Annotated in this window: 12 protein-coding genes and 1 pseudogene; 6 read left to right on the plus strand and 7 right to left on the minus strand. The window is 62.0% G+C overall.

The genetic code is table 11. The features are described 5' to 3' along the window. Positions 1 to 343: 343 nt before the first annotated feature. From J9611_RS05990 to J9611_RS22705, 3 genes are all read right to left on the minus strand, one after another. Positions 344 to 1,819 (minus strand): amino acid permease, encoded by a 1,476-nt coding sequence (locus J9611_RS05990; RefSeq protein WP_211878558.1) that lies wholly within the window; start codon positions 1,817 to 1,819, stop codon positions 344 to 346. 9 nt (positions 1,820 to 1,828) lie between these two features. Next, complete coding sequence (locus J9611_RS05995; RefSeq protein ID WP_211878560.1) at positions 1,829 to 3,139, minus strand: aminotransferase-like domain-containing protein; 1,311 nt, start codon at positions 3,137 to 3,139, stop codon at positions 1,829 to 1,831. A 947-nt stretch (positions 3,140 to 4,086) separates the two neighbouring features. Then, entirely contained in the window at positions 4,087 to 4,308 is a 222-nt protein-coding gene (locus J9611_RS22705) for a helix-turn-helix domain-containing protein (protein ID WP_211878627.1), read from the minus strand. A gap of 263 nt (positions 4,309 to 4,571) precedes the next feature. Here J9611_RS22705 and istA point away from each other — a divergent pair, with 263 nt between their 5' ends. The 5 genes from istA (at position 4,572) to J9611_RS06025 (ending at position 9,192) form a co-directional block, all read left to right on the plus strand. Next, the gene (gene istA / locus J9611_RS06005; protein WP_211878562.1) at positions 4,572 to 6,038 is read left to right on the plus strand and encodes an IS21 family transposase; all 1,467 of its coding nucleotides are present in this window, start codon (positions 4,572 to 4,574) and stop codon (positions 6,036 to 6,038) included. Next, positions 6,035 to 6,766: an IS21-like element helper ATPase IstB gene (gene istB, locus J9611_RS06010; RefSeq protein ID WP_211878564.1), complete on the plus strand. Its 732-nt coding sequence runs from the start codon at positions 6,035 to 6,037 to the stop codon at positions 6,764 to 6,766. The genes istA and istB overlap by 4 nt, the downstream gene beginning before the upstream one ends. Before the next feature lie 505 nt (positions 6,767 to 7,271). Beyond that, positions 7,272 to 7,883, plus strand: coding sequence for a helix-turn-helix domain-containing protein (locus tag J9611_RS06015; protein WP_246527445.1), 612 nt, complete (start codon positions 7,272 to 7,274; stop codon positions 7,881 to 7,883). Beyond that, complete coding sequence (locus tag J9611_RS21750) at positions 7,880 to 8,440, plus strand: DUF6036 family nucleotidyltransferase (protein WP_246527443.1); 561 nt, start codon at positions 7,880 to 7,882, stop codon at positions 8,438 to 8,440. The genes J9611_RS06015 and J9611_RS21750 overlap by 4 nt, the downstream gene beginning before the upstream one ends. Positions 8,441 to 8,892: 452 nt before the next feature. Further along, on the plus strand, positions 8,893 to 9,192 hold the full coding sequence (locus tag J9611_RS06025; RefSeq protein WP_211878568.1) for a hypothetical protein: 300 nt from the start codon (positions 8,893 to 8,895) through the stop codon (positions 9,190 to 9,192). 422 nt (positions 9,193 to 9,614) lie between these two features. Here the strand turns inward: J9611_RS06025 and J9611_RS06030 are convergent, their stop codons facing one another. Together J9611_RS06030 and J9611_RS06035 are read right to left on the minus strand one after the other, a co-directional pair. Continuing rightward, positions 9,615 to 9,920: a helix-turn-helix domain-containing protein gene (locus J9611_RS06030; protein WP_211878570.1), complete on the minus strand. Its 306-nt coding sequence runs from the start codon at positions 9,918 to 9,920 to the stop codon at positions 9,615 to 9,617. Further along, the gene (locus J9611_RS06035; RefSeq protein WP_211878572.1) at positions 9,920 to 10,273 is read right to left on the minus strand and encodes a type II toxin-antitoxin system RelE/ParE family toxin; all 354 of its coding nucleotides are present in this window, start codon (positions 10,271 to 10,273) and stop codon (positions 9,920 to 9,922) included. The genes J9611_RS06030 and J9611_RS06035 overlap by 1 nt, the downstream gene beginning before the upstream one ends. A gap of 348 nt (positions 10,274 to 10,621) precedes the next feature. Between J9611_RS06035 and J9611_RS06040 the strand changes: the two are divergent. Further along, positions 10,622 to 10,807: pseudogene (locus tag J9611_RS06040) on the plus strand (IS3 family transposase); the annotation flags it as partial. Positions 10,808 to 11,140: 333 nt separating this feature from the next. On the opposite strand, the gene J9611_RS06045 reads toward J9611_RS06040, so the two are convergent. Together J9611_RS06045 and J9611_RS06050 are read right to left on the minus strand one after the other, a co-directional pair. Further along, positions 11,141 to 11,542 (minus strand): DUF1801 domain-containing protein, encoded by a 402-nt coding sequence (locus tag J9611_RS06045; RefSeq protein WP_246527444.1) that lies wholly within the window; start codon positions 11,540 to 11,542, stop codon positions 11,141 to 11,143. 1,418 nt (positions 11,543 to 12,960) lie between these two features. Beyond that, the gene (locus J9611_RS06050; RefSeq protein WP_211878574.1) at positions 12,961 to 13,830 is read right to left on the minus strand and encodes a hypothetical protein; all 870 of its coding nucleotides are present in this window, start codon (positions 13,828 to 13,830) and stop codon (positions 12,961 to 12,963) included. Between the last annotated feature and the right edge of the window lie 11 nt (positions 13,831 to 13,841).

Genomic DNA, 13,841 nt, shown 5'->3' on the forward strand with positions numbered 1-13,841 from the left:
CACACAGTGGAACACCACCGGCAGCAAGGCCGGCGATCCGCCATGCCCGAAACCAAAAACCGCGGCCGGCCCCGAAATCAATCAGGACCAACCGCGGATCGGTGGATCAAGGCTTAGCCTGTTTCTCCAGCAACATCTCGGGCTGACACCGCTGATGGCAGGTCTCGCATTCCTGCCCTCGGCGGCCTTCAGCTTCGTCGGCAACATCATCAGCGGAACACTCGCAAACCGCGTCGGGCCGCGGACGCCAATCGTTCTCGGATTGATGTCCATGGTGGACGGACCCTTTTCATCCGGTGCACCCGGTCCCGCGCTGAGGCGCCGCCGTCAAACGGCAGCGGAGTCAGTCTTGGAACATTCGTTCCTTGGAATCGGCGGCTTCGGACGCTGCCCGGCGCCTCTTGCTGAACTCATAGCCCACAGCGATGGCTCCGAGCAGCAGCACGGTCCCCGTCAGGCTCATCCACCATGTACTGCTGGTTCCCGGCAGCACCATGGACAGGAAGACGACGGCGAGGACGGCCAAGGCCAGCCAGGACGTGTACGGCGCACCGGGCATCCGGAATTCGACGGCGGGCAGCAGGCCCGCCTTAACCCGCTGGCGGAAGCGGAGCTGGCAGGCGAAGAGCGAGGCCCACAGCAGCAGGATGCACACGGCGCAGGCACCGAGGGCCGTCTCGAAGACGGCTGCCCCGCCGAACACATAAGTCATGAGGACGCCGAGCAGGTAGAACCCGCCGATGGCGGCCAGGCTTCCGACCGGAACCCCGCTTCTGGTCATCTTGGCCGTGAAGCGCGGCGCCTCACCGTTCGACGCCAGTGTGCGCAGGGCCCGGACGGAGGCGTACAAGGTCGCGTTGATGCCGGAAATGGAGGCGGTCAGGACCACGAAGTTCATCACCGAGGGGAGCCAGCCGATGTGGAGTCCGGCCAGCGCCGTGACGAAGGGCGATTCGGCCCCGCTGTACTCGCTGGTGGGCAGCAGCATGCTGAGGACCAGCACGGAGCCGAGGTAGAACACGACGATCCGGAACACGATGCTGCGGATGGCCTTGGGCATGACCGTGCGGGCGTTTTTGGCCTCGCCGGCTGCCACAGCGGCGATCTCGACACCGGAGTAGGAGAACACGACGCCCTGGCTCACGAGCACCACCGGAAGCAGCCCCTGGGTGAAGAAGCCGCCGGAGAACAGGTTGCTGACGCTGGCCTGGGTGTCGAGGCCCATCGGACCGCCGAAGAACACGATGATGAGGCCCGCGGCCAGGAACAGGACGATCGCGATGACCTTGATGAGGCTTGCCCCGACCTCGATGAAGCCGAACATCCGTGCGGAGAAGAGGTTGGATCCGACGATCACGAGCCAGGCCACGAGGGCCGGGATCCAGCCGTCCAGGTGCGGCCACCAGTACTGTACGTAGATGGCCACCGCGGTGACCTCGACGACGCCGAGCAGACCGCCCAGGGTCACCATGACCCAGCCGGTCGTGTGGGCGAGCCTGTGGCCGAAGAACTCGCGGGCGTAGGACACGAAGGATCCGGTGGTGGGCCGGTGCATGACGAGCTCGCCGATGGCGCGCATCAGCAGATAGGCGACGACGCCGGTGACGGCGTACGCGATCAGCAGGGCCGGCCCGGCGGCCTGCAGTCGGGATCCGAGGCCCAGGAACAGTCCGGTGCCGATGGCGCCGCCCAGGGAGATCATCTGGATCTGGAAGTTGGACATGGTCTTGCGGTAGCCGTCGTCGCCGGCCTCAACATAGGCAGCCGAAGGCTGCCCCGGGGTCGTGACGTCTTCGGCACGATCTTGGGTAATTGTCATGATGGTTTCCTAGCCGGCGATCGGCGTTGCTTGTGCGCCGACGGACGATGCCGCTGCGGCTGCTTCGGTGAAGACTTCGCCAAGAATGGTGGCGCCCTTGCGGATGTCCTCGAGGGGTGGCAGGCAGAAGGACATCCGCAGTTCGCTGCGTCCGTTTCCGTCCGTGTAAAAGGCCGTCCCGGGAACGTAGACGACGCCGCGCTCGATGCACTCGTAGACCAGCGCTTCAGTGTCGACGCCCTCGGGGAGTTTGACCCAGAGGTAGAACCCTCCCGTGGGCCGGTTCCAGGTGGTGCCGGCCGGCATGACCTGTTCCAGCGTCTCGACGAGGGCCTCGAACTTTTCCTTGTAGATGCCGCGGTATTCGCTCAGCTTGGACTCCCAGGCCGCATCGTCTAGATAGGCGCTGATGAGCTGCTGCGAGAAGACCGACGGGTTCAGCTGGGATGTCTCGCTGGCGTTGACGAGGTGGCCGTAGAGCGAGGCGGGCGGCAGGACCCAGCCCACACGCAGCCCCGGGGCGATCATCTTGGAGAAGGAGCCGAAGTAGAGGGTGATGTCCTCGAATCCGGGCTGGATGGCGCGCATGGTCCCGCCGTCGAAGCCGAGCAGCCCGTAGGGGTTGTCCTCGAAGATCAGCAGATCGTTGCTGCGGCACAATTCCCCCACCTGCAGGCGGCGCTCCGCGGAGAGGTTGACGCCGCCCGGGTTCTGGAAGTTGGGGATCGTGTAGAGGCCCTTGGCGGTCTTGCCGGCGGCCCGGACTTCGCCGATCAGGCGCTCAAGTTCCGCCGGGATGAGACCGTCGGCGTCCATGGGCACGTGCACGATTTCGGCCTCGTAGCTCGTGAAGACGGCCATGCCGCCGGCGTAGGATGGCGCCTCGGCAAAGATGACGTCGCCGGGGTTGACCAGAACCCTGGCGGCGACATCGAGTGCCTGCTGGCTGCCGGACGTGACGAGGACCTGGTTGGGGTCGGCGGTGATGCCTTCGAGGGCCATGAGCCCGGTGATGTGCTCGCGCAGTTCCGGAATGCCGTCGCTGGCCCCGTACTGGAAAGACCGCTGCCCGCTCTCGACAAGGATGCACCGGGCTGCCTCCGCGATCCGGTCGAACGGCAGGGCGCCGAGGTAGGGGGCGCCGTTGGCGAAGGAAATTATGCCGGGTCGCTGGGCGGCCCGGAACACCTTGCGGACTTCGGAGGGGCGGGCGGCCAAGGTGCGGCGCGCGAGGTGTTGCTGTGCGGAGAAGGGCTCGGCGGCGCAGGCAGCTGCGGGGGCGGGCGCCGCGCCTGCGGAAGATTCCACGGAAATAGACATGGGGTTCCTTTCAGCCATGAGTATCCTTCTATCATCCGGCGACTGTCCCATTCTGACTAAGACCAATTTCAGAGGATTTTCATGCCTTAGAGGTATGGCACTCCACCAGAGGAATCCCGCACTCACCGGTGCCGACTCCGCGGGACAATCCGCAGAAGGTCGTCCGCGACCTCAGGCGCAAACCCGTCGGCGGCGCTGTCACACAAATTGCGTACTTCTTGTATCCAGGGCATGTCGGATGGGTTTGTCGTAGCGGTCGGCACGGCGGGCCGGATGCCGGAACTCGACTCAAGGTCGAGGAGAGGGCTTCCCGGCAGAAATACCAACGGATACAAGCAAGGCTCAACTTGAGGTTGTCCCTGCCCCAGACTCAAAGCCACCGGTTCCCCAAGTTGCACTCCGGACCCTCGTGCCCAGCGGCTGGTCCCCTATCGGAACGACACCCAAAGTCCAACAGCAGCGGACTGCACCAACAAAGGGTGAAGAAGCACGGAAACGCCTATCGGGAGAGAACCAGGAAACTGGCCGGCGCCGCACGCTCCCCCATCCCGATACGAGTCATGTAGCTCGAACCCTACGCCGCCATGAAGGCGTAACAAGCCAACAACAGCCGCGCAACCCAAGGAAAGAGGGATCCAGCCAGAACATACGGCCACCCACAAAAAAGGGCCCCGAAGGGGCCCATAAAGGGAGATTTGTCCACAGTCAGCGGCCCAAAAGCCTCTGACCTGCGGAAACACTGTGCCCGAGGTGGGACTCGAACTGCATTCCCGCCCTTGCAAGCACTGGGAAGTCCCGAAAACATCCCCAATCCGAGCCAGTCCGACCGATGTACGACCCGTTCGGAAGCCTAGGGTGTGCACATTGTGCACACCCTTCTTCCCGCCCCTTGAACCTCGGTATCCGGGCAAGACGACTGCCGATACGGACCGCTCCGAGTCGCTTCGTCAGGCGATCTGGATTCGTTCGTCACCGAGTTCAACCTCAACACGCAGCCGGCCACCGACCTCCTCGCCGTACATTCGCAAGGTGTCGACCCGGGCACGATAAATGTCACCTTGTTCGATGCGGGACACCCTGTTCTGGCTGACATTCAAACGCCCGGCCAGCTCGACCTGCGTCAGCTCCGAGGACCCCCGGAGCTCCCGAAGCCGGTAGTTGTGTGTGATCGACTATCTGTAGGCCGTTTCAGCCAAGAATTTGAGCCAAGTTGGTGGCTCGTTTCAGGCCAAAAGAGCGGTAAGAATCAGGCCAGTCTTTTCTCCTGAAAATCGCTGTTTCGGGGCTGGTTTGGAGATAGAGATCACCCGGTGGTTCGGGCCCTGCCTAGAGTGTCAGGGACATGGGCCCGCCACCCCCAGATAGGTTCCTTACGGCGCTGCCATTGCGAAGCGTGTGCGCCGGAAGGGCTGGAAAGCAGATGACGGTACCCATGTCCGTTCAAGAAAATATCAGAAGACTGGATTCCCGGGGAGTCCCAGTGCGTGAGATCGCCCGCACGTTGGGCGTCAGCCGGGCATCGGTGGCCAAGTACGCCGAGCAGGAAGACTTCTCCCCGGCACCGCCGGCACCCTTGGCCAGACCCGGGGCCTCGGTGCTGACCGGGTTCGAGCACATCATTGAGCGGTGGCTGGGCGAGGACCAACGGCGGCCGCGGAAGCAGCGGCATACGGCCAAGCGGATCTTTGACCGGCTCGTGGATGAGCATGGTTTCACCGGCACGTATTCTCCGGTGCAACGCCACGTGAAGAAGTGGACGGCCCGGAACCGGCAGGCCGGGGAGGGCTTCACCGAACTGGTTTGGCCGGCGGGCACGGTACAGGTCGACTTCGGGCAGGCCGAGGCGATCATTGCCGGGATCCGGCAGGTCCTGCACATCTTCGTGGTGAGCTTCCCGTTCTCGAACATGCGCTTCGTGCAGGGGTACCGGGGTGAGACCGCCGAATGTGTCTGCCACGGGCTGCGCAGGGTGTTTGAACATATCGGGGCCGTGCCACGGCATATGGTCTTTGACAATGCCACGGGCATTGGACGCCGGGTCGGGACCAAGGTCGTGGAGACGAAGCTGTTTGGCGCGTTCAAGCTGCACTACCGGGCAGAATCCCGCTACTGCAACCCGTACTCGGGCCATGAGAAGGGGAACGTGGAGAACGCGGTCGGATTCCTGCGCCGCAATTTCATGGTCCCCGAGCCCGAGGCAGCCACGTTGGCAGGCCTCAACGAGGTTCTGCTGGCGCGGTGCGACGCCCTGGCCAGCACCACGCACTATCGCAAGGGCCTGCCGTTGGGTGAACTGTTCACCCAAGACGTGGCGGCGTCCCTGGAGTTGCCGGGGGTCGGATTCGACCCGGTCCGCTACGAATCCCGGAAGGCTGATAAGACCGGGAACCTGCTCATTGACGGGAACACCTACGCCGCCGGGCCTGCCTTCCACAGTCGGAGCCTCACCGTCGGATTGCGCCACGACGTCATCGAGATCCTTGACGAGCATTCCGAACCGATACGGTCCTTCCCGCGGGCTTTCGGCCGGCAAACCGAGACGATCTTCGAACCGGCTTCCTTGGTCCCGTTGTTGGTGACCAAACCCGGTGCGTGGTCCCATTCCCCGCTTCGCGCCCTGGTCACCGATCCGGTGCGCGACTGGCTGGATCAAGCCACTGCCACTGACCGGCGGCGCCTGCTCAACGCGGTGGATGCTGCGTCCGGATCCGCCGGCTTCGATGCCGCAATGCAGGCTGCCGACACCCTGATCCGACGCGGGGACCAACCTGACATGGCAGCCCTGGGCATGCTCGCCCGCCGAATGGCCCACGGCACCGAACCGGCCGCCGCCAACGTCGATCTGAGCGTCTATGACACCTTCACCACCCTGAACACCACCACCGGAGAAGTCGCATGAACCCGATCACCGTCCAAGACATCCTCGACGCGGGCAAGCATGCCTCCCTGACCGGCAGCGTCTTAACCGAATGGGCAGAGAAGGGCACCCCGAAACAACGCGAATACCTCCACGGGGTCCTGCTGGCCGAACACGAATCCCGGCAGGAATCACGACGCCAGCGGCTGCTGAAATCCGCGAGGCTACCGGCCATGAAAACACTCACGGGGTTCGACTACACCAGTGTCAGGTTCCCCGAGGACTACGGACGCGAGGCCCTCGAATCCCTGGAGTTCATCAACCGGGCCCAGGACCTGGTCCTCTACGGGGACGTCGGCACCGGAAAGACCCACATGGCCACCGCCCTCGTGGCAGCCGCCTGTCGGCAGGGCATCCAAGCCAGGTTCTTCACCACCTCCGCCCTGGTCATGATGTTGCGGCGGGCCAAGGACGAAGACCGGCTGGACAAGGAGCTCGCGTCCCTAGCCAAAAACCAGCTCCTGGCCATCGACGAGCTAGGCTATTTGCCGATCGACACCGAGGGTGCACGGCTGCTGTTCCAGGTCATCGCCGACGGGTATGAAAAACGCAGCCTGATCATCACCACAAATTTGGAGTTCTCCCGCTGGGGAACGGTGTTCGGGGATGACAACATGGCCGCGGCCGTCATCGACCGGCTGGTCCACCACGGACGGCTGTTGCAGTTCCGTGGCGAGTCCTACCGGGTCAAGAACGCCCTCATGAAATAGGCAAGCCGCCGGAATGGCCTGAAAGCGTGCCCAGGTGGCCTAATTCTTAGCGCTGAAATGGCCTACTTAAAGTTGACGAAACACACCGGTAGTCCCGGCCCCCCACACAATGCGCTTCTTATGGGCGTCCACAGCAACGCGGTCAACAGGCCGCTTGGCCAAGAGTCCGTCTAATGATTTCGCCGTCACGACGCCTCCTTCAACAACCCAGCGTCGTGGCGCAGCACGAAGTCCAAGCCAGCACTGACATCACGACCGCGGCCGTGACGATGACGGTCCAACTCGGGCCCTTGACGGACCACGTCCGGTTTGAAGGTGTGCGCGCCTCGTCAGCCAACTGACCCGCTCGGGCGGACGCTGTCTTCTGGACAGGGCCGGTTCATATCCATGCCCGATAGTACCAACGCATCACCAAACGTAGTTCGTTGACGGATAAGTTCGACAGGCCACCGCTGTCACCATTCGGTGACATAATGGAATATGTGAAGGAGGTCGTTTGACGAACATGACCAGCATCGACACGCCTGCGGCCGCCGGCGCGATCATCCGCGCGCGCCGCCAGGAGCGTGGCCTTTCGCAACAGTCGCTCGCGGAGGCGAGTGGTGTTTCACGGAAGTTCATCGTTGGTCTCGAAGCCGGCCACGAGCGGGCCGAACTCGGCAAGACCATGGCCGTCTTCCGCACCCTTGGGCTGTCGCTGACTGCCGCCGACCCCATGCCCCGCGGAAGCGACTACGACCCGGCACGGCGGGATTACGCCGAAACCTTCACCCAGCTGATCGGCTCACGGGACTTCGAGTTCGCCATAAAGATGCTCGCCGACTACGCCACTGCATCCCTCAAAGCCGGAAGACCGCTACTCCAGCGCAGCCCCCGGATCAAGGAACCGCATTGGTCCGCAGCCCTGGCCGGCATCACCAACTACACCGCACACCGGCTAGGGCAACCCGCCCCGCCTTGGACCAGACGCGTCAAAGCCCTCAATGAGGCATGGATGCCGGGAGAGTCCTACCGGAGCATCCGGGAACCCATGAAGAAACTCACCGTCTCCGAAACACCAGCCGAACTCGCCGCCATGAACGTGTTCATCCGCGAACGCAGCCTGGCCACCGCATGAGCGGCGGAGAACTCACCGCTGATCAAATCCGCGCGCTCCTCCACGAACTCGGCCGACGCCTGAAGGTCCGCGGCATCCACGGTGACATCAAACTCGTCGGAGGCGCCGCGCTCATCCTGCAAGGAATCGGCAACCGCCCCACAGCCGACATCGACGCCAGCTACGCCGACCCAACCACCGTCAACACGATCGTCACCGAGATGGCAGCGCACTATGACCTCGCGCCCGATTGGCTGAACTCCAACGCAGCAGCGTTTGTCCCGGACAACGCCACCTGGGTGAACCTGGAACAACTGGACGGGTTAACCATCGAGGCCGCGGATACCGAAACGCTTCTGGCAATGAAAATCGCCGCCGAACGCGACAAAGACACCCTCGACATCGCCCGCCTCCTCCGCAAGCTCAACATCACCAACGCCAACGACGCCGTCGACCTCGCCTACGACAAATACGGCGACCACTCCATCCCCCTGGCCGCAGGCCGGGACAACTACCTCATCGTCGTCGACGACGCACTCGACGCAGCCACCGCGCTCAAGCCCGAGGCCGAGGAATGAATCATCAGCTACGCACAAGATCGACGCTCAAAAAATACCGAATGCCATTCTGGGCCAAAGCCGATGCGAGCATTCCGACGTCGGGGAAGTGAGGGCAGCACCTATGAAACCCTGAAGCGCGTCTTCAATGTTCAGTTTGACGATCACGCGTCCTCAAGACCGGGCCGACAGCTCGGCGTCACGACTCATGACGAAAAGCGGTCCCTCGCTGATATAGCGACGACGGGCATGGCGCTGGCAGAACCAACTCGGCTCCCTGAAGCAGAGGCGCTGACTTCGAAGTGACCTCCTCGGCGGCGAGTTCCTCGGGCATGTGATCAAGGTCTTCGTGAACACGAGGATTCAATTGCCATCCCGAATTGCACCGAATCATGGCCAATCTGGGAAACCGCCGCCCCGACCTTCGAAGGGATGCTGTCGTAGCGACTCCGTCCGACTCGCTTAATAAGGCCTTGACGGACGAAGCCTTCGAGGAGATCCAAGAGTTCGGCGCGATTGAGGTTCGCCGAGACTCGTTCGGCATGCGCTCGTCGGAGTTTGTTCAATGCTGGCATATCCTCAAGTGTGGACGCGGCTTCGACAGCGAGGGTGCCGTGCAGGGTGAGCAAATGTCCAACGTCGTGTCGGTTGAGTCCGGGTGTAAGCCCGGCGTGGTTGCGGTGGTTCAGTTTAACGAGTACCTCTTCGAGCGTTGGCTCAGAGCGATTTTCCGGGTAGCGACAGCCGCGGCAGACCCAGGGGATTCACATTAGAACGGCGCGATTCAGGCAACTTGAAGATCCTGTCACCTGGAACGCACGTCCCTCCGCAAATTCCGCATACACCAGGAAACTTGGCAACGATGCCGAACCTCTCCTCGTAGTTTCCTCGCGCCAGCTTCTTAACCGCCGCGGGCCGACAGTTGGCCAAGTCCTCTGTGTTTGTCATGAGGCTAACCTATTGCGTTAGAAGCAAGAAACCAGTCTGACCTGCGGAGACAATGTGCCCGAGGTTGGACTCGAACGGGCTACTGAAAAGACTGGACTCCGAAGGAAACACAAGAATCCGGGCCCGTCCGGCAGCACCACGGGCGAGTCGGAAGCCCCGGTGTGCGCATTTGACACCCATCCTCCCGCATTTGAACCTCGCCGTCCGGGCCGACGGCTGCCGTCGCGGATCGGTCCGAGTCGCTTCGTCAGGCGATTTGGATTCGTTCGTCGCCTAGCTCAACCTCGACACGAAGCCGGCCGCCGAGCGCCTCGACGTATTTCCGTAAAGTATCGACCTGGGCACGATCAATGTCACCGTGTTCAATGCGGGACACCCTGTTCTGGCTGACATGCAGGCGCCCAGCCAGCTCGACCTGCGTCAGCTCAGAGGCCTCGCGGAGCTCCCGAAGCCGGTAGGCCCGGACCTCATCGACCATGCGCTTCTTGTGGGCATTCACAGCTGCCTGGTCAACCGGACGCTTGGCCAGTAGTTCCTCCATGGACTTCGCCACTATGCCCCTCCTTTCAGAATCCTCAGATGATCATCGAACAGGTCATCAGCAACCGGAATGTTCGTCTTGTACCACTTGCTCCAGTTGCCCGCTTTGTGCCCCGCGACAAGCAAGATTGCCCGCCGCTCCGGATCAAAGGCAAACAGGATTCGCAGTTCCGACCGCCCGCTCGATCCCGGCCGCAGCTCCTTCATATTCTTATGCCGTGAACGAACCACTGTGTCGACCAATGGACGACCAAGTTGAGGCCCGCGCTCGGCGAGAAGCTCTAATGCAGCAACGATCTGCTCATACGAGTCTTGGTCAAGACCTAACAGCCACGGCTCAACGAGTCCCACGTCAACATTCCACATCGAGTCCATAATACAACTCAGGTGTTCTACAACTCAAGTGCTATATTGCGGCCACCACTTGTTGGACGTGCGGGAGGGACGCGCCGTCACACCCATGACGGTTGTGGCCAGGAAGTGCGTCGCAGAGAAGAAGATCTGGCAAGGCGACGATGTCGTCGTTATTCGAGGCGAGAACTCAGACATCCTCAAGGCGCTTCAGTAGCCCGGCGTCGTGGCTCATTACGAAGTCAGACCCGCATTGATTTCTTGCCTGTGCCGATGACGCTGGACGTCCGAACCGGCAACTTGTCCAAGAAGCACCGACTTGGAGATGTGCGCCTTGGCAATAGGCTCACTCGGACGGCGGGCACGATCTTCTCACTCCTGCAGAAGAACGTGCTGGACAGCCAACGGTGGTCCACCCGGGCGCATCTACGCCTGGCCATCGTGGCCTGGATCGAGAAAACCTACCACCGGAAACGCCGCCAACGGGGCCTCGGACGGCTAACGCCGGTCGAGTTTGAGACAATCAATAGCGGTCTCAAAGCCGCCTGACAACACAAAACCCCGAGAGTCAACGAAATCCGGGCAGTCCCGATGTCTGGTTTGACGAATCGTTGTTGAATATCTGAGGGGACGCTGAGGGGACGCTGAGGATGGCGTCTCGACCTCCACCCAGGTTTGCCGTCCGGGGTCCCGCTACGGGCACGGAAGGGCCGTGTTCTGACATTCTGCGCTGTCGCCTTGTGACATTGGGGAAGATCTGCGCGGACGCGATGGCCGACCCGAATAGTTCAAAACAGACAATGTTCTTCACCCGCAAAGACTATTCGCCTCACGTGTCATGCGTTTCCCGGCGACCGTTTGCCTCGGCAGCAAGCCCCGGGTTCAACGCCTCTTGCCCCCAACACCCGGCACGGACGCGACCTGCTTCATCCACGCCTCGATCTGGCGTTCGTCGATGTCGTCCATGGATTCGAGCTCCACACCCCGCGTCGACTTGCCCATCCCCACCGGTGTCGCCGGCGGTACAGGCTCGAGCGCCGCGCCATTCACGAACATGAGCTTGACATGGCCAGCAAAACCGCCGCAGCTGAAGCACCATCCGTCGCCGACGCCGTAGTACGACATGCCCCACTTCACGGAGCGCAGGAGGTCGGGCAGCGTCTTTGCCGCCAGCGCATCGACCGTTTCGGCGATGCCGCGCTGCGGCTGTGGCAGGCTGGCGATATATGCGAAGACCGGCTTGTCGCCGACCGCCGCTTTCGCGGGGCTTGCCCTGCCGGTCATGGCTTCCGGCAGCGTGGTGGCGACGTCGACATGTGCCGCTGTGCGCGTGGCCGGCTTTTGGGCGTCCCTCTTTACCGGTCTCCCTGCTGGTCATGGAGAGTATTATTCCTTACGCATCGCGAGAAGGAGCTAGAGCGTATCTCCGATTCAGACGACCACCCACCAAGCCTCGAGGTCCAGTCATGTCGGAAACCGCTGCAAGGTGATGACCAGGTATGACACGCCAACCCGGACCGGAAGAACAGTCCGGGTCCCACACACCTGGATTCTGTCGGAGTGACTTACATCCCCGCATGGACGCCGATAGATCTTCCGGCTGGGTGACCGACGGGTCTGCCAAGATCCTCCAGGACTTTCGAAGAACTGTAGGCAAGTCATGTCACTTGGAACGCGTGACTGCATGAAGTGGTGTCGGCAGAAATGGCAGAAGGGACGAAGATGCAAGCTGAACAGCCCCCGTCGACAGACTGTGGACAATGTACACACCCCTTTGGCCGGACAACCGGCCACATTCCCGCTCTTCCATCTCACAGAGGAGGACCGAATCGAGGCCAAAAATCGAAGAAAATCCGCTCAGGTCATGTCATTCGCACAAGTCCGCGACATGAATAGGTGAAAGACCGACCACGCCCACCAGAACAAGCCAGAAAGGAGACCTAAATGACCCCACATCCAGCAGGCGGAGGGCCACCAGCCAGGGCACCTGAACCCGCCACCCACCTAACTTCATAGGCCACCGCGGCGCCAGGCACCGACCGCGGCCAGCGTCAGAGGGACCCGCGAAGGGTCAATGTCCACACATTAAGCAAAACTTCCTCTGACGAGGGGGAACGCGTGCCCGAGGTGGGACTCGAACCGCATCCCACCCCGTGAAAACACTGGGATCCTGCAAAAACAGAAGCATTCCGGGGCAGATCCGCCGATGTACGACCCATTCCGGAGCCAAGGGTGTTGACACTGTCAACACCCTTTCTTGTCCTTACATCTCTGCCATCCGGGCCATGTCGCTGCCTTAGATGAGTTACATGGACGGGGACGAAGTTTCGCTGCACGCCATTTCGATATGTCTCATGATCGCTGGGCGGGTCCTCCGCGCAACCAGGGCGCTACCGCACCGGAAATGGAACCCTCCCAGAGCGAAGTGCACGGACTAGGGACGAAAGTTTTCGCCCCGACGCGGTCCCCTAGCTTGCACTCCAGACCCTGAACCCTGCGCGGGTACCCAGCAGAACAGCACCCGCAACTAACCACGGCACAACGACACACCGCTCCCCGGGCACCAAAGTCGTCACGGCCCGGTAGGGCTTCCGGTGCGCACACAGGTTTGAATCGATCGATTTCCTCATGATCCACCGCGTCAGCTCGTGCGCAATCGTCGTGAAATGCATGGTTTCATGACTCGGGACTCCTCTCGGTGTCTAGTCGTTGTCGCTATCCATGATTGGCTCCAGCGTTTCAAGCGCGGCGCGTGCTGCTGGGATCTGGGGAGCACTGGCTTCCGTAAACCACTCGCCGGAATCATCGCGCCGCTCGATCGCCCGGAGATCGAGGTGTTCGTACGGCAAGACTGGTCTTCCCGAAACGGACAGGCCATTGGCGGTGCGTACGGCGAAGTGCTCCACTCGGATTGAGCGATACACCTTGGACACCTGGACCGGGCCACCCACGGATTCCTCGTTTCTAGATGAGTCCTGGGTTTGGCGGTAGAGGTATTCGAGAGGATGGTAGTCCAGCGCTCCGGATATAAGTCCCTTGTTGTAATCCCGGGCTAGCGCTCCCTGGAGTCTCCTACCGCCGTCTCCAATAGTAGCGAAGCGAGTTCCGCGTCCGTGGCCACGAAGTGCCGGAGGGAGTCGGCCCGGAGTGCCGTTGCCTGAGAAGCGCCAGTTGTCCTTATCGAATGTGTAACGGTAGATGCGAAAGCCGTTGAGTCTCCATGACCAGCCGGCTAGAAGGAATTCACACTCAGGCACTTCGAGGGCGGCCGGCCCCTTTGCCTCGTCCAGTACTGCGTTCAGCACGCTCTCCAGATGTCTTGCGAACTGGTGAAGATCAAGGGTTCGAAGGGCCGAGCCGTTGTAGGAACGCGTGGTGGCGACAGCCTGGAACACCAACGGTAGTGCCCGCCAGGTGTTCCCCGCGAAGGCAAGGAGCGCGTCGTCGCGACCAACGTCGAATATCTTCGCGCAAGCGTCCCAACGCTCACCGCCACCAAGACGACTGTCGCTAACGACAATCATTTCCGAAAGCGGTCCCACCTGACGTTCCCAGGCCACTACTGATGTCACATCGAGATACT

This window comes from Pseudarthrobacter albicanus, assembly GCF_018224015.1.
Classification (GTDB): domain Bacteria; phylum Actinomycetota; class Actinomycetes; order Actinomycetales; family Micrococcaceae; genus Arthrobacter; species Arthrobacter albicanus.